Below are 21,927 nucleotides of genomic sequence, written 5' to 3'. Positions count from 1 at the left end.
TGTTTTGTGTTGTACCCCGTCCCCCCCGTTTCCGCGGGCCCGGGTGGCCCCCCCCCCCCTGCCCCCCCCACCCCTGTGTCCGCGCTGATCGTCAGCTGAGCGTGACCTGTCGGTTGGTCAGTCCGCCGCGGGCCCGCCGCTCCTCCGCGGTGAGCGGTGCCTCCGAGGCCAGAGCGGTCGCGAGACGCTCGGCGAACTCGGCGGCCGGCTTCTCCACGTCCTCCGCGCCGACCCCGCTCGGCAGGTCCCAGACCGGCACGGTGAGACCGTGGGCGCGGAAGGAACCGACCAGCCGGGTGCCCTCGCCGAGGCTGGACCTGCCCGCGGCATGCAGCCGCGCGAGAGCGTCCAGAAGCTGCTCCTCGGGATACGGCATGACCCACCGCAGATGGTTCTTCTCGGGCGTTTCGCACCAGTAGGCGGAGTCGACGCCGGTCAGCTTCACCGTCGGGATGGCCGCCGCGTTGGCCCGCTCCAGGGAGGCGGTCACGTCAGGGGTGGCGTTCTCCGCGTCCTGCACCCAGAACTCGAAGCCTTCGTGCACAACTGGCTCGAACGGGCCCTTCGGGTCGAGCAGGTCCTGCAGCCGGGGGCTGTCGGCGGGAGCCCGGCGGCTCTGCACCGGCGTGCCCGGCTCGGCGGCGAGGGCGCGCTGGAGGGTGTCGGCGAGGTCGCGGCTGATGTCGCCGGACGCCGTGTCGTTCTGCAGGCCGATCAGGACCGTGCCGTCGTCGCGGCGCAGCGCCGGCCAGGCCATCGGCAGCACCGTGGCGAGCGTGACCGAGGGGACGCCCTCGGGCAGACCGTCCTTCAGGGTCAGCTCGACGGTGGCGGCGGGGACCAGCTCACGCAGCGCCACCCAGTCGCCCTCGCCCGCCAGCCCCTCGAACGGACGGTGCACCAGCTCGGTCGCCGCGTGCGCCGCCGCCCGGCCGTGGCACGCCTTGTAGCGGCGGCCGCTGCCGCACGGGCAGGGTTCGCGGGCACCGACGACCGGGACCTCTGCGTCGCTGAGCTGTGGCCGCGTGGCCGTCGTCTGGGGTCGCTTCTTGGCCATCTGGGTGTCTCCCGGTTACGGCTCGTCTCGTACGGGCGGGAGCCTAGCCGTTCATGCCCTGGGCCACGGGAACCTGTGGACGGAGCCGCCGTCGCGTATCGGGTCGGTCGGGGTCGGTCCGGGCCGGCCCAAGCCGATCCAGGTCGGCCGAGCCGGGTCGGTCCGGTCGGTCCGGCCCGGTCAGTCGAGGTCGTCGAACGCGTCCGCGAAGTCCAGGTCGGGCATCTCCGGGACCGAGGGCCCCGAGGGCGCCATGACGCGCGTGGCAAAGGCGTCCCGGCGGTCCCGGGTGTTCCCGGTGCCCGGATCACGCACGTCATCACGCACGTCCTTGTGGACCACCACCCAGACCGTCACCTCGCCCCGGGCGTCGTTGCGGACCCCCCAGTCGTCGGCCAGGGCCGTGATGATGTTCAGCCCGCGGCCGCCGTGTGCCGTGACCGACGGGGTCATGGGAGCCGGGCGGGTCGGACCACCGCCGTCCGTCACCTCGACGACCAGCCGGCCGCGCGTGTCGACCTGCCAGGCGGCCCGGACGTCGCCGTCCCCGGCCAGCGCGTCGCCCAGGGGGCGCCCGTGCTTGCAGGCATTGCTCAAAAGTTCGGAAAGGATCAGTACGGCATCGTCGATGACCGATTCCGATAGACCACCGGTGCGCAACTGATCGCGCATACGGTGTCTCGCCTTCCCCACGCCCGCAGGGCCATGGGGTACGGCCATGCTCGACGACGTGGGCACCTCCTGTGCCACCACCAACGCCACCCCCGAGACCTCCTTTGCCCCACGCCACGGTGTGGATGCCCCATTGGCCTGAACCGGAAACCGGCCAATGAATGTCCGGTGACGCATTCGCAACGAACGAATACGCGCCGAACGCGCCGGAGCACTCCCTGTGACGGGTCGGAGTCATATCCCCCGGATATGACTCCGTGTGGCTGGATTTCGATGGTGTGGCCGAGAAGTGAGGATGCTGTGGACGGGCTGTCGGGTCAAGAGGTGCGAGGTGTCCTTACTTGACTCTTTATCTGACCCCTGATCAGGAAAGCTCCGGATTTACCGCCCCCGTCGTCCCCTGCCGACCCTTGCCGACCCTCACCACCGCTCAGCGTCCCAGTCGGTCCAGCACCGCCGCCGGCCGGTTGGTGATGATCGCGTCGATGCCGAGCTCCACGCACAGGTCCACGTCCTCCGGCTCGTTCACCGTCCACACGTGCACCCGGTGGCCGTTGCGCTTCAGCCGCTCGATGTAGGCCGGGTGATTGCGCACGATCCGGATCGAGGGGCCCGCGATCCGCACCCCGGCCGGCAGCCGCCCGTCGCGCAGCCGGGGCGAGAGGAACTGCAGCAGGTAGACCGTCGGCAACGTCGGCGAGGCAGCCCGGACCCGGGCCAGCGACCGCGCGGAGAAGCTCATGACCCGCACCGGCGACTCGGCGGGGGTGGCCGGAGCGTCCAGCCCGAACCGCTTGAGCAGCACCAGCAGCCGCTCCTCCACCTGCCCCGCCCACCGCGTGGGGTGCTTGGTCTCGATCGCCAGTTCCACCCGCCGCCCGGCGTCCGCGACCAGCTCGAGGAGGCGCTCCAGCGTCAGCACGGAGGTGTCCGCACGGTCCTCGGGCCGGAACTCCCAGTCGGGCTCCTCGTCCCGCCCGTGCCAGGCCGGGCCCTTCTTCCACGCACCGAAGTCCAGGGCGGCCAGCTCCGCGAGCTCCAGGGCCGAGACCGCGCCCCGCCCGTTGGACGTACGGTTGACCCGCCGGTCGTGGACGCACACCAGATGGCCGTCGGCGGTCAGGCGTACGTCGCACTCCAGGGCGTCGGCGCCGTCCTCGATGGCCTTCTTGTACGCGGCCAGCGTGTGCTCGGGGGCGTCTTCGGAGGCCCCGCGGTGGGCGACGACCTGAATGCGATGCTGTGGTGCGTGGGTCACCGCGTCATGGTGCCACCGAGCAGGGGTACCTGGGGGCACCCTGCATGCCGGTAAAGAGAACTTTTGTCGGACAGGCCCTATATAAAGGTTGTCCGTGTACCCACAGCCACCGCTTATGGTGCTCTGACGGCCTGTGGGAAAAGCTGACGGCATACAAAAGCACATGCACAGCTGAATCGCGCCGGAGCGACAGCAAGCGTGAAAGAGCGTGACCGAGTGCGACCGAGAAGAAAAGCCGTGGACCGAGGAGAGAAGCTGTGAGCACCGAGAACGAGGGCAACCCGGTACCGCCGGCCCCGTCCGCACCTCCCGTGCCGCCGACGTCTCCCGCCGCCTCGTCGCAGGCTGCCGCGTCCGACGGCGGGGAAGCGCCGACCGCCCCGATCCCGCCGGCGCCCCAGGGTGCGCCCGGCGCGCCCGCGGGCGACCCCTACGGGACCGCACCGCAGGCCCCTGACAGCTCCTGGCCGCCCCCGCCCCCCGCGACCCCGTCCTACGCGGACGCCGGCGCGGGCGCGGATGCCGGCGCAGCCTGGGGCTCGCCGTACGACCAGCAGTACCAGCAGCAGTACCAGCAGCCCCAGCCGTTCCAGCAGCCGCAGCCCGCGCCGAAGAAGGGCAGCGGGCGCGGCGGTCTGATCGCCGCCGTCCTGGTGGCCGCGCTGGTCGCGGGCGGCCTCGGCGGCGGCCTCGGCTACACGCTGGCGAAGAACAACGACGACAGCGGCTCCACGACCATCTCCGCGTCCTCGAGCGGCGGCGCCACCCAGGTCAAGCGCGCCGCCGGCACCATCGCGGCGGTCGCCCAGAACTCGCTGCCCAGCACGGTCACCATCGAGTCCGAGTCGACCAGCGGCGAGGGCGGCACCGGCACCGGCTTCGTCTTCGACAAGCAGGGCCACATCATCACCAACAACCACGTGGTCGCGGACTCCCTCGACGGCGGCAAGCTGACCGCGACGTTCCCGGACGGCAAGAAGTACGACGCCGAGGTCGTCGGCCACGCACAGGGCTACGACGTCGCCGTGATCAAGCTCAAGAACCCGCCGTCGGACCTGAAGCCGCTCGCCCTCGGCGACTCCGACAAGGTCGCCGTCGGCGACGAGACGATCGCGATCGGCGCCCCCTTCGGCCTGTCCAACACGGTCACCACGGGCATCATCAGCGCCAAGAACCGCCCGGTGGCCTCCAGCGACGGCAGCTCCACCAGCAAGGCGTCCTACATGAGCGCCCTGCAGACCGACGCCTCCATCAACCCGGGCAACTCCGGCGGCCCGCTGCTCGACGCCTCCGGCGCGGTGATCGGCATCAACTCCGCGATCCAGTCCGCCTCCAGCGGCGGTCTGGGCAGCACCGGGCAGTCGGGCTCGATCGGCCTCGGCTTCGCCATCCCGATCAACCAGGCCAAGTACGTGGCCCAGCAGCTGATCAAGACCGGCAAGCCGGTCTACGCGAAGATCGGCGCGTCGGTGTCGCTGGACGACTCGACGAACGGTGCCCAGATCACCGACTCCGGCTCGGGCGGCTCCGCCGCGGTCGAGTCGGGCGGCCCGGCGGACAAGGCCGGCCTCAAGCCCGGCGACGTCATCACCAAGCTGGACGACTCGGTGATCGACAGCGGCCCGACCCTGATCGGCGAGATCTGGACCCACAAGCCCGGCGACAAGGTCGAGATCACCTACAAGCGGAGCGGCGCCGAACACACGGTCACCGTCACCCTCGGCTCCCGCGTCGGCGACAACTGACCCGCACCCGCCCGCACGGACCGGTTACTCTGTTCCCCGCGTCGATCTCCGTCGGCGCGGGGTGGGTTGCCCGAGCGGCCTAAGGGAACGGTCTTGAAAACCGTCGTGGCGCGAGCCACCGTGGGTTCAAATCCCACACCCACCGCCTGACGTTCACGGCCCCTGACCAGGCAAGACGGTCGGGGGCCGTTGCCGTGCGCGCTGCCTGCCGGACACCGCTGCCCCCCGACTGGAGCGGGCGTGTGCATGGCCGATCCCTGCTGGGCTCCGACTGCCCGTACGGCCGGAGTGGGAAAGCATCGGGCATGCGATCATCCGACTGGCACCTGACCCACGACGTCGACGGGTTCCTCGCCCGGGCCGGGGACTTCCTGCGCTCGCGTCCCGGGATGCATGTCATGCAGCTGACGTGGGCCGAGAGAGTGCGGTTGCGTGGCGTGGAGGCGTTCGGTACCGGCGCCCCCGTCTTCGGCGTGCTGGAGGAGGCGGGCGAGGTCCGCGGCACCTTCTACCGCCTCCCGCCCCGCGGTTTCGGCCTCTCCCCGCTCACGCCCGAGCAGGCCGACTCCCTCGCCGCCTGCCTGGCCGCCCGCGGCGACTCGGTTCCCACCGTCAGCGCGGATCACGGCACGGCGACCGCGTTCGCCGAAGCCTGGCAGCGGCGCACCGGCGCCACGCCGAGACTCCGCGACACGCGGCTGTGCCTCTACCGCCTCGGCACGCTCACCCCACCTGACCCGCTGCCGGCCGGCCGGGGCCGGGTCCTGGGCGCGCAGGACCTCGATCAGGCCATGTACTGGTGCGGCGAGTTCGCCAAGGCCGTCGGAGAGGACGTCGTCATCGACGCCGGCACCTGGGCGGGCACCCGCTACGCCGACAAGGGCTACACGCTCTGGGAGACCCCGGACGCCACGCCCGTCTCCGTGGCGGGCCTGAACCCGATGATCGGCGGCCAGATCCAGGTGGACGTCGTCTACACCCCCAGCCACCTGCGCGGCCGTGGCTACGCGGGTGCCGTGACGGCCGAGGTCAGCCGGGCCGCACTGGCCGCGGGAGCGAAGGACGTCGTCCTCTTCGCGGACCTGGCCAACCCCACCAGTAACGCCCTGTACCAGCGCCTCGGGTACGAGCGGCTCGGCGACTGGGGTGTGTACGACTTCTCGGTGGTCGCGCCGGCAACCTCCTGAGAACCCTCCGGGTCAGCCGTTGCGCCAGTCGTTGATCCGCTTCTCCCACTGCCTGTCGTCCGTCGTCTCCATGGTCTCGCGGCGGTTGATGAGCAGGTAGATCTCGCCCAGGGACGGGGAGGCGGTGCTGAGGATGAGGGGTTTTCCGGCGTTGAGGAGGCCGCCGAGGAAGCGGCCGTAGAGGTCGGTGAAGCGGGTCTCGGCCGCGGTGATGTCCGTGCGGGTGAGGACGAGAGGGCCGGTGTCCGACCAGTCCGTGAGGACGAGTTCGTCGGGGCGCAGGACGATCCGCCCGCGGCGCTGGAAGAGGGCCTTCTGGCTGACCAGCGCCGCGGCCTTGTCGGCGCTCTGCTTGCGGCCGAGTTCGTGGGCGGTGGCCGCGATGTAGTCGGCCTCGCAGAGAGGGGTGCTGCCTTCGGTGTTCGTGTTCATGGTGTTCATGGGTTTCTCCGATGGTGGGGTCAGGACACGGTCAGGGAGATGTGCTGGTGCAGGCGGTCCGAGGCGCTGCCGATGCCGAGGGTGAACGTCCCCGGTTCGACGACGGTGCGCAGCCGCTCGTCGACGAGGGTGAGGTCCCGGGCCGCCACCACGGGGAACGACACCGTGACCCGCTCTCCCGCCGCCACCCGTCGCTTGGCCACGCCCCGCAGCCGGATGCGTGGCAGGGAGACGCTCGCCTGGTCGTCGGTGACGTACAGCAGCAGCTCCTGCGGGAGGCAGACCGGGATGTTCAGCTGGGTGATCTTGTCGGCCAAGGTCATGCGGGCCAGCAGGGCTTCGATGCGTCGGGATGCCGAGCCGCCCGCCGGTCGGTCCGACGCCGGCCGCGCACCCGCGGTCGTAGTCGCACCCGCACCCGCACCCGGAGTCGAAGTCGAAGTCGGAGCCGGAGTCGGAGCAGCAGTCGGAGCAGCAGTCGGAGTCGAGGTCGGGGCGGCCAGGGCCGGGGCCGCCCCGGCTGTCACCGCGGCGGCGGCAGCGGCGGCGGCGCCCACCAGCGCTCGACGGGAAATCCTCGCCTGATCCATACCGCCGGCATGGCGAGCACACCCCGCCCGGATCAGCTCCCGAAAGTCTGCCTTCGCGAATCTTTCGTCGCTGCCTCGGCCTCCCGAAAGCCTCCCGAAGTCGCACCGGGAGCGGGCCCCGGCAACACGCCCTCAGAGCTCGTAGTCCTGCGCCAGCTCCTCCCAGGCCACCTCCCGCAGCCCCCGGTCCGCTTCTTGGACCGACGGCGGCTGGGGTGTGGCCTGGAACCAGACGATCGTGAGGGCCGAGCGGTGCAGGACCGGGTCGTTGTCCGGGTTGACCGGTGTGGATTCGAACAGACCTGTGCAGGCGACCGGCGGGAGGATCTCCACCGGGCCGAAGTGGCCGTCGCGGCCGTCGCGGCCGTCGTCCGGGTGTTCGCGCGGCGGCGGGACCAGGTGGGCCGGGGTGCGGGGGTCCGCGGCCGCGGCCGTGGACAACAGGCCCTTCACGAGGCGGTCGTTGAGGGCCTGGTGCGGATAGCCCTCCAGCAGCCCCCCGTACGTCGAGAAGAGTCGAAGGTGCGTGAGTTCGATCGAGCGGCCGGAGGTGATGACGACGTGGGTGAGGGGCATGAGCGGCAGATTAGGGGGTCGGACGGCTGCGGGCGTTCGAATTTCAGGGGCGGCGGCCGGTCATGCGGGCCGCCGACGCGATCGTCGCGCGGGCCTCCTGCTCCGTCAGGCCCGTGTGGACCGCCGCGTCGATCAGCGGGGCCCGCAGGGCTCGGCCGATGCCGTTCTCGTAGGCGCGGCAGGCCGCCCAGAAGAGGCGGGTGTTGCGCTGGCCCTCGTGGGCGGAGAGGACGAACTGGACCAGGCCCTGGCCGCGGTCGCCGACCGAGGGGTGGGTCGAGGGGTGCGGTGGGCGTGGCGGCGGGAGCAGGAGGCGGAGGAGGGACGGCGGGCAGGGCGCGGGGACCAGGTGCTCGGTGCCGGGGGCGGTGGCGTAGACGCCGTGGTCGGTACGGGAGCCGGGGCCGACCAGGTAGCCGCCGGCGCCCCGGATGTCGATGCCGGGGGCCAGACGGCTCGCCGAGTTGGGGATCACGACGTCCGGCGGGCCGGTCAGCCAGAGGTGGCGGCCGCCGCTCGGGGTGAGGACGACGACCGTCGGAGGGAGGGTGAACAGGTGCCGCAGGGCGAGTTCGCGCAGGGCGGAGGTGGCGTCCGTACCGGACTTCACGTCGAGGTCGATGCCGATCAGGCGGTGCGGGGGCAGCCCGCAGGCGATGCCGTAGCCGGTCGCCCAGGGCGCCGCGGCGAACAGTTCGCGGATGCGGGCCGGGTCGGTGGTGGCGTCGTACACCCCGTGGCCGGGGCGGCCGCACTCGCCGTGGCAGGGCGGCAGCGCGGGGTCGGGGTCGTGGCGGTGCGGGGAGCGCAGGGCGGGGAGCTTCGTGCGGGACAGGGGGATGACGGCCAGGCCGCGCTCGGCGGCTGACAGGGCGTGTGCGAGGGCCAGCGTCGTGGCCTGCCGATCGGTGGTGGCCATGACTCCATGTTCGTACGTGCGTTCGAAAAAGGGAAGAGGGTTCCGGTGTGACACGCCGAGGGTGGTGACTTTGTCGAGGGCCGGGGCCGGAACGGTTTTTCCCTTGGGGGGCCGATGGGGGTGGATGTCATGAGTGGTCATGACCGGGGTGGGAGTCGACCAAAGATGGCGAAAAGGGTTTATCGACTTGTCATCACGCTTGAGGGCGAATAACGGCTTCCGGGGTGGTTCGCCAGGGATTCGGTGGGCAATTCTGGTCTCGCGACGTCGATGACAACCACCGAGGCGGTCGGCCAACTGCCCCGGAAAGAGCATTACTTGACGTACTTCCGGCACAGCCGGGCTCTGAGAGGAAAAAACATGGCAAGCATCCGTACCGCCCGCGTTCTCGCCGCCGTCTCCGCCCTTCCGCTCGCCGCCGCCCTCTTCGCCGGTGTCGCGACGGCGGACAACGGCGCGATCGCGGACAACGGATCGAGCGCCAACGCTGGCGTGGCGGGCATCATCGGCAGCGGGGTCGGCCACAACAACAACGGCAACTCCTCGACCACCCAGCAGAACGCGGTGGGCAACGGTGCCTCGAACCAGAGCAACACCGCTCAGGTCAACGGCTCCGCGTGGACCGCGATCCAGCAGGGCAACGACAACGTCGCCGTCCACTTCACCCAGCTGTGGTAAGCCCCGGCTGAGCCCTGGTGGGGTGTGGTCTGTGGGGAGGGGCAGTGCGTCCGCGCGGCGGTGCTTCGGCGCCGCCGCGCAGGCGTTTTCCGGTCCAGTGTGCCGACTCCGTCCGTCGGTGCCTTCCGCTGCCCCCGGCCAGCCCACGCTGCCTCGTTCGACCTTGACAGTGGACGGTATCTGACGGACAGTCAGAAACCATGCATCTGGCTCCCACCGAACGCCAGCAGCGGCTGCGTGCCGAACTCCGCGCCTACTTCCGGGCCTTGATCCCGTCCGTCGCCCCCGAGGACCCCGCCGAACGCCGTGCCCTGCTGCGCCGCATCGGCGCGGACGGCCTGCTCGGCCTCGGCTGGCCCGTCGAGTACGGCGGCCAGGGCCGGGGCGCGGACGAGCAGTTCGTGTTCTTCGACGAGGCGTACCGGGCCGGCGCCCCCGTCTCGATGGTCACCCTGAACACGGTCGGGCCGACGCTGATGAAGTACGGCAGCGAGGAGCAGAAGGCCCGCTTCCTGCCCGGCATCCTCCGCGGCGACCTCGTCTTCGCCATCGGCTACAGCGAACCCTCCGCCGGCACCGACCTGGCCGCGCTGCGCACCCGGGCGGTACGGGACGGCGACGGCTGGCGGATCGACGGGCAGAAGATCTTTACCTCGGGCGCCCAGCACGCCGACTGGATCTGGCTGGCCTGCCGCACCGACCCCGAGGCGCCCAGACACCGCGGCATCTCGATCCTCCTGGTCCCCACCGGCGCCCCCGGGTTCTCCTGGACCCCGATCGAGACGGTGGGCGGCCAGATCACGACGGCGACGTACTACGACGGCGTCCAGGTCCCCGCCGGGAACCTGGTCGGCACCGAGCACGACGGCTGGTCGCTCATCACCAACCAGCTCAACCACGAGCGGGTGGCCCTCGCCGCGACCGGCATGCAGGCCGAGGACTTCTACGCGGCCGCGCTCACCGCCGCCCGCACCCCCGATCCGGTGACCGGGCGGCGCCGTGTTGACGAGCCGTGGATTCGTTTCCGGCTGGCCGAGGCGCATGCCCGGCTGGCGGCGAACCGCCTGCTCAGCTGGCGTCTGGTGGGCGATGCGGGGGCGGGCCGGGTGGCCCCCGCGGAGGCCAGCGGCGTGAAGTTCGCGGGAACGGAATCGGCAGTCGCGACGTATCGCATGTGTCAGGAGATCGTCGGCGAGGCGGCATTGGTCCGGTCCGGCTCGCCGGGGGCGTTCGGGGACGGCGAGCTGGAGCGGCTCAACAGGGCGGCGCAGATCAACACGTTCGGGGGCGGGGTGAGCGAGGTGCAGCGGGAGATCGTCGCGACGATGCGGCTCGGGATGCGGAGGACGGGGAGGGGTGGCGACCGTGGCAGTGGCAGGGGGGAGTGACGAGCGGGGGGTGCGGCCTCCGGCGGACGGTCTCGGGGCGCGGCTCACGGACGATCTCGGGGCGCGGTTCACGGACGGTCTCGGAGCACGGCTCACGGACGATCTCGGGGCGCGGTTCACGGACGATCTCGGCGCACGGCTCAAGGTGTACGAGGGACAGCCCGCGGCCCGCGCCGGCACCGGCAAGGACCCGGTCAACCTGCCCATGATCCGGCACTGGTGCGAGGCGCTGGGCGACACCTCCCCGGCGTACGAGGGGCCGGACGCCGTCGCCCCGCCCACCATGCTCCAGGCCTGGACGATGGGCGGCCTCTCCGGCCACACGGCCCGCACGGGCGCGTACGACGAGATGCTCACCCTCCTCGACGACGCGGGCTGCACCTCGATCGTGGCCACCGACTGCGAGCAGGAGTACCTGAGGCCTCTGCGGCCGGGCGACGAGGTCGCCTTCGACACGGTGATCGAGTCGGTGTCCGACCGGAAGACCACCAAGCTGGGCACGGGGTACTTCGTCACCACCCGCACCGACGTCCGCGTAGACCGCGAGCTCGTCGGCACGCACCGCTTCCGCGTCCTCAAGTACGCCCCGAGCGGCCGGAACCGCAAGCCGCCGCCGCGCCCCCGCCCGGTCGTCAACCGGGACAACGCCGGCTTCTGGGAGGGGGTGGCCGAGGAGCGCCTCCTCGTCCAGCGGTGCGCGGACTGCGGCACCCTGCGCCACCCCTGGCTGCCGGGGTGCAACGCCTGCGGCTCCCCCGACTGGGACACGGTCGAGTCCTCCGGCGAGGGCACGGTCTACTCCTACGTCGTGATGCACCACCCGCCCTTCCCGGCCTTCGCCCCGCCCTACGCGGTCGGTCTGGTCGAACTCGCCGAGGGCGTGCGGATGGTGAGCAACGTGGTGGGGGTGCCGTACGACAAGGTGCGGATCGGGCTGCCGGTACGGGTGGAGTTCCGCCGGTACGACGACGAGCACGGGGCATTGACCCTGCCCGTCTTCCGGGTCCTCGACGGGGAGGCCTGACATGGACTTCACGCCCACCGAGGCCCAGGCCGAGGCCCGTGACCTGGCCGCCAGGATCTTCGCCGACCTCGCCGGCCACGAGCGGCTGCGGGCCGCCAGCACCGGCAGCGACCCGGAGCTGTGGAAGGCGCTGTGCGGGGCGGGACTGGTGGCCGCGGTGGAGGAGGTGGGCCTGCTGGGGCTGGTGCTCCTCCTGGAGGAACAGGGCCGCACCACGGCCCAGGTGCCCTACGCGGCGAGCTGTGTCTACGGGCTGCTGGCGGTCACCGCCCACGGCACCGACGAGCAGCGCCGGCGCCTGCTGCCGGGCATCGCGGCCGGCTCGACGGTGGTGACCGGGGCGTTTCCGGCGCAGCCGGGGGTAGGACTCGCTGCTCGGCCGGGGGTACGGCTCTCTGCTCGGCCGGGGTTACGGTCCTCCCCACATCCGGTGCTGAGCGGCACCGTCCCCGTCGTCCCGTGGCTGCGTGACGCCACCCATGTCCTGGTCGCCGACGCCGGCCGGCGGCTGTGGCTGGTGGATCTCGCGGCGGGCACCGGCGTCGAGGAGATCGAGCTGACCGCACCCTGGTCGGCGGGGCGACTCACGCTCGACGAGACCCCCGCCGAGCCCCTCGGCGACGGCCCCGCCCCCGACGGCCCCGCCCCTGGCAGCCCCGGCGGCGGCGCCTACGCCGACGTCCTGGCCACCGCCCGCACCGCCTTCGCCGGCCTCCAGGCGGGCGTCTGCGCGGGCTCCCTGGCCCGGGCCGTGGCCCACACCAACAGCCGTGAGCAGTTCGGGCGCCCCCTCGCCACCCGGCAGGGCGTCCAGCTCCGCGCCGCCGACGCCCACATGGACACCGAGGCGATACGGGTGACGGCGTACGAGGCGGCCTGGCGGCGGGACGCCGGGCTGCCGTACGCCACGCACGCGCTGACCGCGGCCTGGTGGGCGTCCGAGGCCGGGCAGCGGGTGGTGCACACGGGCCAGCATCTGCACGGCGGCGCGGGCGCCGACGTCGACCACCCTGTGCACCGGCACTTCCTGTGGGGACGGCAACTGGACGCGTATCTGGGCAGCGGGGGCGAAGTGCTCCAGGAACTGGGGGAGTTGATCGCGAGTGGCGACTGAGCCGACAGGTCTGGCCGTGGGCACGGCCCTGCCGCCGCTGGAGATTCCGATCACGCGGACGCTGATCGTGGCCGGGGCGATCGCGTCCAGGGACTACCAGGACGTGCACCACGACGCCGAACTGGCCCGCCAGAAGGGCTCCCCGGACATCTTCATGAACATCCTGACGACGAACGGCCTGGTCGGCCGGTACATCACCGACCACTTCGGCCCGCCGGCCGTGCTCCGCAAGGTCGTCATCCGGCTCGGCGCGCCCAACTACCCGGGCGACACGATGGTCCTGACCGGCCGGATCGAGGAACTGGACGACGAGGCGGGGACGGCGACGGTGCGGGTGGTCGGCGCCAACAGCATCGGCAACCACGTGACCGGCCTGGTGACCGTCGCCCTCACCGGACGCACCGTGGACAGGGTGACCGTCACAGTTCCCGACGAGGAGGACACATGAGCGTGCGGGGCCGGGACTCGCTCGGCGGGCGGGCGGCGGTCGTCGGCATCGGGGCGACCGAGTTCTCCAAGGACTCGGGGCGCAGCGAGCTGCGGCTGGCGGCGGAGGCGGTGCGGGCCGCGCTGCACGACGCGGGGCTGACGCCGGCCGACGTGGACGGGATGGTGACGTTCACGATGGACACCAGTCCGGAGATCACCGTGGCCCAGGCGTGCGGGATCGGCGAACTGTCCTTCTTCTCCCGCGTCCACTACGGCGGCGGCGCGGCCTGTGCGACCGTCCAGCAGGCGGCCCTCGCCGTGGCCGCCGGGGTCGCGGAGGTGGTGGTCTGCTACCGCGCCTTCAACGAGAGGTCGGGCCGCCGCTTCGGCTCGGGCGTGCAGCACCGGGAGCCGTCGGCGGAGGGGGCGGCGCTGGGCTGGGCGCTGCCGTTCGGGCTGCTCACCCCGGCGTCCTGGGTGGCGATGGCGGCGCAGCGCTACCTGCACACGTACGGGCTGACCCCGGAGGCGTTCGGGCACGTGGCGGTGGTGGACCGCAAGTACGCCGCGACCAATCCGGCCGCCTACTTCCACGGCCGCCCCATCACCCTCGCGGACCACGCGGCCTCCCGCTGGATCGTCGAGCCGCTCCGTCTTCTGGACTGCTGCCAGGAGACGGACGGCGGCCAGGCCCTCGTCGTCACGTCGGTGGAGCGGGCGCGCGATCTGCCGCATCCGCCGGCCGTGATCGCGGCGGCCGCGCAGGGGGCCGGCCGGGCCCAGGAGCAGATGACCAGCTTCTACCGGGACGACCTGACCGGGCTGCCGGAGATGGGCGTGGTGGCCCGGCAGCTGTGGCGCACCAGCGGACTCGCCCCGGCCGACATCGACGTGGGGATCCTGTACGACCACTTCACCCCGTTCGTGCTGATGCAGCTGGAGGAGTTCGGGTTCTGCGGGCGGGGGGAGGCGGCGGACTTCGTGGCCGAGGAGCGGCTGCCGCTGAACACGCACGGGGGCCAGCTCGGGGAGGCGTACCTGCACGGGATGAACGGGGTGGCGGAGGGGGTGCGCCAGCTGCGCGGCACGGCCGTGAACCCGATACCGGGGGCGGACCGGGTCCTGGTGACGGCGGGCACGGGCGTACCGACGTCCGGGCTGGTCCTGACCTCGGACAAGTGAGGTTCCCTGACCTCGGACAAGTGAGGTTCCCTGACCTCGGACAAGTGAGGTCCCCCGACCTCGGACAAGTGAGGTCTCCCGACCTCGGACGACTGACCGGCCACCACGGGCCGGACGCCTCGGCCGGGTGAGGCCGAGGCCCCCGCCGGCCTCCCCCTCAGGGGTAAACCCGCAGCAGTTCCGCACCCGTACTCCACCTTCAGGAGGTGTAGACAGCCCCACCCCTACAACCTGAGGGGGACTGTCCTTCGGGACCTGCGGCCGATCCGCCGCGACGCCGCTCGCTCATAGCGTGGAGCCATGACCACACCCGTCTGCACCAGCGTTTCGGACGCCGCTGTCTCGCCGAGGCAGACCCGCCCGCACGCCCGCCCGTACCCGTCGTTCGCGTCGTACGTCAGGGCCCGCCAGCCGGTCCTGCTGCGCACCGCCCGGTCGCTGACCGCGAACCCGAGCGATGCCGAGGACCTCCTCCAGACCGCGCTGGCCAAGACGTACGCGGCCTGGGAGCGGATCGAGGACCACCGGGCGCTCGACGGCTATGTGCGCCGGGCCCTGCTCAACACGCGTACCTCGCAGTGGCGCAAGCGCCGGGTCGACGAGTTCGTCTGCGACGAGATGCCCGAGCCCGAGCCGGTGCCCGGCGAGGACGACCCGGCCGAACGGCAGGCGCTGCACGACGCGATGTGGCGGGCGATCATGAAACTCCCGGCGCGGCAGCGGGCGATGGTCGTGCTGCGTTACTACGAGGACCTGAGCGAGGTGCAGACGGCCGAGGTGCTCGGGGTGTCGGTGGGCACGGTGAAGTCGGCAGTGTCGCGTGCGCTCGGCAAGCTGCGCGAGGACCCTGAGCTGGACCTCGCCCGATGACCGGCGCAGCGTTGGGAGGCTTCCGAGCGGCCGGACGGGCTTTGTTGGCTTTCTCCTAGTGACATACCAACCGGTATGTGCGCAGAATCAGCGCAGCCCCTTTACCGCCGAGTAGGGCAATGTCGCCCCCGGGAGGACGCCGTGCTGAGCACCATGCAGGACGTACCGCTGCTGATCTCGAGGATCCTGACCCACGGGTCGAGGGTTCACGGCGCATCACAGGTGATCACCTGGACCGGCGAGGGCGAGCCGCACCGCCGCAGCTTCGCCGAGATCGGTGACCGGGCCGCCCGGCTGGCGCACGCCCTGCGGGACGACCTCGGGGTCCGGGGCGACGACCGTGTGGCCACCTTGATGTGGAACAACTCGGAACACACCGAGGCGTATTTCGCGATTCCCTCCATGGGTGCGGTCCTGCACACGCTCAACCTGCGTCTGCCCGCCGAGCAGCTGGCCTGGATCGTCAACCACGCCGCCGACCGCGTCGTCATCGTCAACGGCTCGCTGATCCCGATGATCGCGCCGCTGCTGTCCAGGCTGCCGACCGTCGAGCACATCGTCGTCTCCGGTCCGGGCGACCGTTCGCCGCTCTCCGGCGCCGGCGCACAGGTGCACGAGTACGAGGAACTGATCGCGGACAAGCCGACGACGTTCGACTGGCCGGAGCTCGACGAACGCCAGGCCGCCGCGATGTGCTACACCTCCGGCACCACCGGCGACCCCAAGGGCGTGGTGTACAGCCACCGTTCGATCTACCTGCACTCCATGCAGGTCAACATGGCGCAGTCGATGGGCCTGACCGACCAGGACACCTCGCTGGTCGTCGTACCGCAGTTCCACGTCAACGCCTGGGGCCTGCCGCACGCCACCTTCATGACCGGCGTCAACCTGCTGATGCCGGACCGTTTCCTCCAGCCCGGCCCGCTCGCCGAGATGATCGAGCGCGAGCGCCCCACGCACGCGGCCGCGGTCCCCACCATCTGGCAGGGCCTGCTCGGCGAGCTCACCGCCCGCCCCCGGGACGTCTCCTCCCTCACCCAGGTCACCATCGGCGGCGCCGCCTGCCCGCCCTCCCTCATGACGGCCTTCGACAAGCTGGGCATGCGGGTCTGCCACGCCTGGGGCATGACCGAGACCTCCCCGCTCGGCACCATCGCCCGCCCGCCGGCCCATGTGGTGGGCACGGAGGAGGAGTTCGCGTACCGCCTCACGCAGGGCCGCTTCCCCGCGTCCGTCGAGGCGCGGCTGAGCGGCCCCGGCGGCGAACGCCTCCCCTGGGACGGCGAGTCGGCGGGCGAGCTGGAGGTGCGCGGCCCCTGGATCGCGGGCGCCTACTACAACGGCCCCGATGCCGAACCCCTGCGCCCCGCCGACAAGTTCAGCGAGGACGGCTGGCTGAAGACCGGTGACGTCGGCACCATCTCCGCCGACGGCTTCCTCACCCTCACCGACCGCGCGAAGGACGTCATCAAGTCCGGCGGCGAGTGGATCTCCTCGGTCGAACTGGAGAACGCGCTGATGTCCCACCCGGACGTCGCCGAGGCCGCGGTCGTGGCCGTACCGGACGACAAGTGGGGCGAGCGCCCGCTGGCGACGGTCGTCCTCCGCGAGGGCGCCACGGCCACCTTCGAGGCCCTGCGCATCTTCCTCGCCGAGGAGGGCAAGATCGCCAAGTGGCAGCTGCCCGAGCGCTGGACGGTCATCGAGTCGGTGCCGAAGACGAGCGTCGGCAAGTTCGACAAGAAGGTGCTCAGGAGGCAGTACGCCGAGGGCGAGCTGGACGTCACCAGCCTCTGAGCGCCCCTCAGCCTGTGAGCGCCCCGCGCTGAAGCGCCCCGAAAGGGGCGCGGGGCGGCAGTCGATTTGCGGCTGCCGCCGCGCGGGCGCGACCAGCCACGGACAACCCGCGGCCGAAGGTCGGCAGTTCCCCGACGGCGCTGCCTCAGTTCGTCCCGATGCGGGCCAGCAGATCGACGATCCGGCTCTGCACCTCGGCACTCGTCGACCGCTCCGCCAGGAACAGCACCGTCTCCCCCGACGCCAGCCGAGGCAGGTCCGCCTGGTCGACCGCCGCCGTGTAGACGACCAGCGGCGTCCGGTTCAGCTGCCCGTTCGCGCGCAGCCAGTCGATGATCCCGGCCTGGCGGCGGTGCACCTGCATCAGGTCCATCACCACCAGATTCGGCCGCAGCTGCCCGGCCAGCGTCACCGCGTCCGCGTCGCTCGCCGCCCGCGCCACCTGCATCCCGCGCCGCTCCAGCGTCGAGGTCAGCGCGAGCGCGATCTCCGCGTGCTCCTCGATCAGCAGCACCCGCGGCGGATGCTGCTCGCTGTCCCGGGGCGCCAGCGCCTTCAGGAGCACGGCGGGATCGGCGCCGTACGCCGCCTCGCGCGTCGCCTGTCCCAGTCCGGCCGTCACCATCACCGGCACCTCGGCCGCCACCGCAGCCTGCCGCAGCGACTGCAGCGCGGTCCGGGTGATCGGCCCGGTCAGCGGGTCCACGAACAGCGCCGCCGGGAACGCGGCGATCTGCGCGTCGACCTCCTCGCGGGAGTTCACGATCACCGGCCGGTAGCCGCGGTCGCTGAGCTCCTGCTGGGTGGTGACGTCCGGCGCGGGCCACACCAGCAGCCGGCGCGGGTTGTCCAGCGGCTCCGGGGGCAGTTCGTCGTCCATCGGCTGCGGGCGCGGCGGGTCCGCGACCTCGATCGCCCCGCCGGGACCGTCCAGCGGCTCCGGGCCCTCGGCGGCGTTCACGTCCGGTGCGCCTATCGCGTACGACCGTCCGGCCCCGTCGGTGGCACCCACCAGCCGGGACTGCCCGGCCAGCGACGGCTGCGGCAGCGACGGCTGCGGCAGCGGCTGGGCGGCGACCGGCTGCTCGGCCGGCGGATGCGGCCGGGCCGACTGCTCGGGCTGTGCCTGTGCCTGTGACTGCGGCTGTTCGGCACGGGTGCCCGGGTCCGGGGGCGTGCCCAACTTGCGGCGCCGCCCGTTGCTGCCCGGCTGGTGCGGGGGCGGGGTCGCCGTCGGTTGCTGCACCTGCGCGGCCTGCCGCGAGAACGGCACCCCCTGCCCCAGCGTCCGCACGCTGAACGCCCGGCCCTGAGTGGAGTCCGGGTCGATCGGTGCCGGTGCCGCTGCCGGAGTCGCCGTCGGCAGCGCCGTCGCCTCGGCGGGCAACGGCTGTGCGGCACGCGCCGGTTGGGCGGCGGCGGAGGCGTCGTCGGAGCCCGGCCACTGCTGCGGCACGGGGGCCATCGGCGCGGCCTCCGCCGGGAGCGGCTGGGCGGGAGCCGGGGCGGCTTCGGCAGCCGGGGCGAGCTGCGGCTGCGGTTGTGGCTGCGGGGGCGCCTGGGCCGGTACGGCAGCGCCCGGCAGCGCCTGCGGAGCCGGGAGGGCGGGCCGGCCCTGGTCCGCGGACCCGGCCTGGACGGGGACGCCCTGAGGCTGCACCGGCTGTCCGGGAGCGCCCGCCTGCGCGGGCAGCGCCGGGAGGGCCTGCGCCGCCGGGACCGTCTGCGCTGCCTGTGCTGCCTGCGCTGCCTGTGCTGCCTGCACGGCCGGTACTGCCGTGGCTGCCTGCACGGCCGGTACTGCCGTGGCGTCCGGAGTGTTCTCCGCTCCCGGCTGGCCCACGGCCCGTCGTCGGCGGCCGGTCGGCGCGCTGGTGGGGTGCGGCTGCGGCGGGGTGTGGTCCTCGGCCTGGTCGTGTGCCACGGCATCGTGCCGGCCCTCGTCGCCCGCCGCCTCGATCGGCTCGGGGGCGCGGTCGGCCTCGGCGGGCGGCAGCGCGAAGACCGGGCGGGGGCCCGCCTGCTGCTGCTCGGCCCGCTCGGCCGCGGCGGCCAGTGCGCGGCGCCGGCGTCCGCCGGGCTGTCCCTCGTCGGCAACGGGCTCGGACGGGGCCGAGGGCAGCGCGGGGGGAAGCGCCTGGAGCTCGTCCGGCTCGCGCCGGCCCGACGCCGGCACGGGCACGGGCACGCCCTGCGGCGGAACGGTGCCGCCCAGACCCGTACCCGAGGCGGCCGCTCCCGCGCCCTGCTCGGCCGCCGTCACCACGGCGCCCTCGGCGACCCCCGGGTCGCCGTCGGCCGGGCGCCCGCGTCGTCGTCCGGTACCGCCGGAGGCCGACTCCGCGCTCTCGATCGCGGCGGGCCCGCTCTCCGGGCCCGCCGCCTCGGCGGCGCGCCGGCGACGGCGCCCGGTCGGCGGGACCGGGGCCTCGCCCTCGCCGCCCGCCTCGCCGGGAACGTCGCTCTCCAGGAAGGCGTCCACGGAGGACCGCCGGGCCCGCCGCCGGCCACCGGTCTCGACACCGGCCTCGCCAACGGCTTCGGCGGCCGGGATCGTGGCCACCTCGGTTCCGGCCGGCGTGGGCACCGCTCCGGCACCGCCCCCGATCGGCACCTCCAGCACGAACGCGCTGCCGCTCATCCCCGGCACTTCATGGGTCTGCAGCACCCCGCCGTGGGCCCGGACGATCCCGCGCACGATCGGCTCGTGCACCGGGTCTCCCCCGGGGTACGGCCCGCGCACCTCGATGCGGACGACCTCGCCGCGCTGCGCCGCCGCGACCACCACGGTGTTGTCCATGTAGCCGCCCGCGGAGACGGGCGCGTTGCCGGTCGCGTCGACGCCGGCCACGTCCGCGATGAGATGCGCGAGCGCGACGGCGAGCCGCTGCGGGTCCACCTCGGCCTCGATGGGCGGCGCGTGCACGGCGAACTGCACCCGTCCGGGCCCGATCAGCTCCACCGCCCCGTCCACGCCGGCGGCGACGACGGCGTCGAGCATGACCTTCGTACGGTTGATGTCCTCGGTACCCGCGTCCAGCCGCTGATAGCCGAGCACGTTGTCGATGAGCTGGGTGATCCGCGAATAGCCGGCCGAAAGGTGATGAAGCACCTGGTTGGCCTCGGGCCACAGCTGCCCGGCGTCGTCGGCTGCGAGCGCGGCCAGTTCCCGGCGCAGCTCGTCGAGGGGGCCGCGCAGCGACTGCGCGAGCAGCGTCAGCAGCTGCTCGTGGCGTCCGGAGAGGGCCTCGTACCGGTCCTTCTCGCGCTCGCCGAGGGCCGCGTACCGGTCCTCGCCGGCCGCCAGCTCCTCGGCGTGCCGTTCGAGCAGTTCCTCGACCTCGGTGACGTGCTTCTGACGCAGCGCGGTCAGGTCGGAGGCGTGCTCCTCGGAGAGCCGCTCCAGCTCGTCGGTGTGTGCCTTCTCCTGGGCCGTCTTCTCGTCGACGACGGAGTCGTACGGCCGCCGGTCGGTGAACGTCATCACGGCGCCGACCAGCTGGTCGCCGTCGCGCACCGGCGCGGTCGTCAGGTCGACCGGCACCTTCTTGTCGCCCTTGGCCCACAGCACCTGGCCGCGCACCCGGTGCTTGCGCCCGGAGCGCAGGGTGTCGGCGAGCGGCGACTCGGCGTACGGGAAGGGGGAGCCGTCGGTGCGCGAGTGCAGCACGAGGTCGTGCAGCTCCTTGCCGCCGAGCTCACCGGCCCGGTACCCCAGTATCTGGGCGGCGGCCGGGTTGACGAGCACGATCCGCCCGTCGGTGTCCGTCCCCACGACACCCTCGCTCGCCGCCCGCAGGATCATCTCGGTCTGCCGCTGCGAGCGGGCCAGCTCGGCCTCGGTGTCCACGGTGCCGGTCAGGTCGCGGACGACGAGCATCAGCAGCTCGTCGCCGCTGTAGCCGTAACCGTCGTACGCCTGCTGCCCGTTCTCCAGGTTGGCGCTGGTGACCTCGACCGGGAACTCGGTCCCGTCGGTACGCCGTGCGACCATCCGCGTCGGCTTGGTCCGCCCACGGGGATCCATGTGATCGGGCCGCCGCATGGAGCCCGGGATCAGCCGGGAGTCGAACTGCGGAAGCAGGTCGAGCAGCCCGCGCCCCACCAGTGCCGTCCCGGGCGCCTCGAAGGCCTCCAGGGCGATGGTGTTCGCGTTGACGACGGTGCCGTTGGCGTTGACCAGTACCAACGCATCCGGCAGCGCGTCCAGTATGGCTGCGAGGCGAGCAGCGCCTCGGGATGGCCTGCTGCTCACGAGACGCTTCCTCCCTGTTACCGCACCTTGCCGACCGCTCGGGCCATCTTGCCAACCGGCCCGCGACGTGTCACGCGAGGGAGTCTAAAGGCACCGGTTGCGCTCGCGACGCCGGATGAGAGGGAGGTCGCACGACGAAGTGACGGCGAACATGTGACCGACACGCCTCACCTCCGCCATACCTTCGCGGGACATTTACGGAAGCGCGGCCGCCACCGTGAAATGGCTGTGCGACCTCTGTGAGCCGGGACGGGCTCACGGACCGGGCGGGTTCACGGACCGAGGTCGGGCAGCAGGGGCACCATCCGGTCCCAGCGTCCGATCTCGCAGCCGTTGCTCCGGTCGTACACGGCGTCGACCGGGCGGCCGGCCCAGGAGCCGGTGACATGGGCGGTGGCCGGGCCGCCGTAGAGCATGGTGCAGGCGGTGCCCGGGGCGACCGGGGCGAAGGCGTCCCGGCCCCAGCGGGTGTTCCGGTCGAGCGCCCGGCAGGCCCCGCCCACGTCCGGGTGACTGCCGGCGCCGGGATGACAGGACAGCTCGTACGTCCCGTCCCGCCCGTCCCCGGTGTGCCGCACGGTGACGGTGAGGTGGTCGGCGGTCACGGCGGCGGAGGCGGGCAGGGCGGCAACGGACCCGAGGACGGCGGCGACGGCCCCGAGGGCGCCCCGCACGGCGAAGTGAGACATGCCCTGCCCAACGCGCGGCCCGCCGGGATGTTGCGCGACGCCTCTGGACCGACGCC

19 protein-coding genes and 1 tRNA gene are annotated in these 21,927 nt (G+C 72.6%); 11 read left to right on the top strand and 9 right to left on the bottom strand.

What is annotated here, in order from left to right:
• Nucleotides 1–91 precede the first annotated feature (91 nt).
• The 3 genes from ACFWPQ_RS33190 to ACFWPQ_RS33180 form a co-directional block, all read right to left on the bottom strand.
• Entirely contained in the window at nt 92–1,057 is a 966-nt protein-coding gene (locus ACFWPQ_RS33190; RefSeq protein WP_384042927.1) for a DUF5926 family protein, read from the bottom strand.
• A 180-nt stretch (nt 1,058–1,237) separates the two neighbouring features.
• Nucleotides 1,238–1,906 carry an ATP-binding protein gene (locus ACFWPQ_RS33185; protein ID WP_384042925.1) on the bottom strand — a complete coding sequence of 223 codons (669 nt, stop codon included), beginning with the start codon at nt 1,904–1,906 and terminating at the stop codon, nt 1,238–1,240.
• 253 nt (nt 1,907–2,159) lie between these two features.
• Nucleotides 2,160–2,987, bottom strand: a complete 828-nt coding sequence (locus tag ACFWPQ_RS33180) for a glycerophosphodiester phosphodiesterase (RefSeq protein ID WP_384042923.1) — start codon at nt 2,985–2,987, stop codon at nt 2,160–2,162.
• Nucleotides 2,988–3,244: 257 nt separating this feature from the next.
• Between ACFWPQ_RS33180 and ACFWPQ_RS33175 the strand changes: the two genes are divergently transcribed.
• The 3 genes from ACFWPQ_RS33175 (at nt 3,245) to ACFWPQ_RS33165 (ending at nt 5,919) form a co-directional block, all read left to right on the top strand.
• Complete coding sequence (locus ACFWPQ_RS33175; protein WP_384042920.1) at nt 3,245–4,732, top strand: S1C family serine protease; 1,488 nt, start codon at nt 3,245–3,247, stop codon at nt 4,730–4,732.
• Between the two features lie 60 nt (nt 4,733–4,792).
• Nucleotides 4,793–4,877, top strand: a tRNA-Ser gene (locus ACFWPQ_RS33170).
• A gap of 160 nt (nt 4,878–5,037) precedes the next feature.
• Complete coding sequence (locus ACFWPQ_RS33165) at nt 5,038–5,919, top strand: GNAT family N-acetyltransferase (RefSeq protein WP_384042917.1); 882 nt, start codon at nt 5,038–5,040, stop codon at nt 5,917–5,919.
• Between the two features lie 12 nt (nt 5,920–5,931).
• Here the strand turns inward: ACFWPQ_RS33165 and ACFWPQ_RS33160 are convergent, their stop codons facing one another.
• The 4 genes from ACFWPQ_RS33160 to ACFWPQ_RS33145 all read right to left on the bottom strand — a co-directional run bounded on the left by ACFWPQ_RS33160 (nt 5,932) and on the right by ACFWPQ_RS33145 (nt 8,445).
• Complete coding sequence (locus ACFWPQ_RS33160; RefSeq protein ID WP_384042915.1) at nt 5,932–6,360, bottom strand: hypothetical protein; 429 nt, start codon at nt 6,358–6,360, stop codon at nt 5,932–5,934.
• Between the two features lie 20 nt (nt 6,361–6,380).
• The gene (locus tag ACFWPQ_RS33155; protein WP_384042912.1) at nt 6,381–6,683 is read right to left on the bottom strand and encodes a fibronectin type III-like domain-contianing protein; all 303 of its coding nucleotides are present in this window, start codon (nt 6,681–6,683) and stop codon (nt 6,381–6,383) included.
• A 399-nt stretch (nt 6,684–7,082) separates the two neighbouring features.
• A complete protein-coding gene (locus tag ACFWPQ_RS33150) occupies nt 7,083–7,526 on the bottom strand; it encodes a hypothetical protein (protein WP_384042909.1) in 444 nt (147 codons plus the stop codon).
• 43 nt (nt 7,527–7,569) lie between these two features.
• Complete coding sequence (locus ACFWPQ_RS33145) at nt 7,570–8,445, bottom strand: bifunctional DNA primase/polymerase (protein WP_361284979.1); 876 nt, start codon at nt 8,443–8,445, stop codon at nt 7,570–7,572.
• 360 nt (nt 8,446–8,805) lie between these two features.
• On the opposite strand from ACFWPQ_RS33145, the gene ACFWPQ_RS33140 reads away from it, so the two are divergent.
• From ACFWPQ_RS33140 to ACFWPQ_RS33105, 8 genes are all read left to right on the top strand, one after another.
• Nucleotides 8,806–9,123, top strand: a complete 318-nt coding sequence (locus ACFWPQ_RS33140) for a hypothetical protein (protein ID WP_384042906.1) — start codon at nt 8,806–8,808, stop codon at nt 9,121–9,123.
• A gap of 200 nt (nt 9,124–9,323) precedes the next feature.
• Nucleotides 9,324–10,511: an acyl-CoA dehydrogenase family protein gene (locus ACFWPQ_RS33135; RefSeq protein ID WP_384042903.1), complete on the top strand. Its 1,188-nt coding sequence runs from the start codon at nt 9,324–9,326 to the stop codon at nt 10,509–10,511.
• A 145-nt stretch (nt 10,512–10,656) separates the two neighbouring features.
• Complete coding sequence (locus tag ACFWPQ_RS33130; RefSeq protein ID WP_384043141.1) at nt 10,657–11,535, top strand: bifunctional MaoC family dehydratase N-terminal/OB-fold nucleic acid binding domain-containing protein; 879 nt, start codon at nt 10,657–10,659, stop codon at nt 11,533–11,535.
• Between the two features lies 1 nt (nt 11,536).
• On the top strand, nt 11,537–12,649 hold the full coding sequence (locus tag ACFWPQ_RS33125; protein ID WP_384042900.1) for an acyl-CoA dehydrogenase family protein: 1,113 nt from the start codon (nt 11,537–11,539) through the stop codon (nt 12,647–12,649).
• Nucleotides 12,650–12,659: 10 nt separating this feature from the next.
• Nucleotides 12,660–13,097, top strand: coding sequence for a MaoC family dehydratase (locus ACFWPQ_RS33120; RefSeq protein WP_384043139.1), 438 nt, complete (start codon nt 12,660–12,662; stop codon nt 13,095–13,097).
• Nucleotides 13,094–14,260 (top strand): lipid-transfer protein, encoded by a 1,167-nt coding sequence (locus tag ACFWPQ_RS33115; protein WP_384042898.1) that lies wholly within the window; start codon nt 13,094–13,096, stop codon nt 14,258–14,260. The genes ACFWPQ_RS33120 and ACFWPQ_RS33115 overlap by 4 nt, the downstream gene beginning before the upstream one ends.
• Nucleotides 14,261–14,560: 300 nt before the next feature.
• On the top strand, nt 14,561–15,130 hold the full coding sequence (locus ACFWPQ_RS33110; RefSeq protein WP_361284960.1) for a SigE family RNA polymerase sigma factor: 570 nt from the start codon (nt 14,561–14,563) through the stop codon (nt 15,128–15,130).
• 141 nt (nt 15,131–15,271) lie between these two features.
• Nucleotides 15,272–16,927: a long-chain fatty acid--CoA ligase gene (locus ACFWPQ_RS33105; RefSeq protein ID WP_384042894.1), complete on the top strand. Its 1,656-nt coding sequence runs from the start codon at nt 15,272–15,274 to the stop codon at nt 16,925–16,927.
• Between the two features lie 145 nt (nt 16,928–17,072).
• On the opposite strand, the gene ACFWPQ_RS33100 is transcribed toward ACFWPQ_RS33105, so the two are convergent.
• The gene (locus tag ACFWPQ_RS33100; protein WP_384042891.1) at nt 17,073–21,182 is read right to left on the bottom strand and encodes a PAS domain-containing protein; all 4,110 of its coding nucleotides are present in this window, start codon (nt 21,180–21,182) and stop codon (nt 17,073–17,075) included.
• A 272-nt stretch (nt 21,183–21,454) separates the two neighbouring features.
• Entirely contained in the window at nt 21,455–21,871 is a 417-nt protein-coding gene (locus tag ACFWPQ_RS33095) for an SSI family serine proteinase inhibitor (RefSeq protein WP_384042888.1), read from the bottom strand.
• Nucleotides 21,872–21,927 lie beyond the last annotated feature (56 nt).

The organism is Streptomyces sp. NPDC058464 (assembly GCF_042721035.1).
Lineage (GTDB): Bacteria > Actinomycetota > Actinomycetes > Streptomycetales > Streptomycetaceae > Streptomyces.
This window is presented reverse-complemented; position numbering and strand designations above follow the sequence as displayed.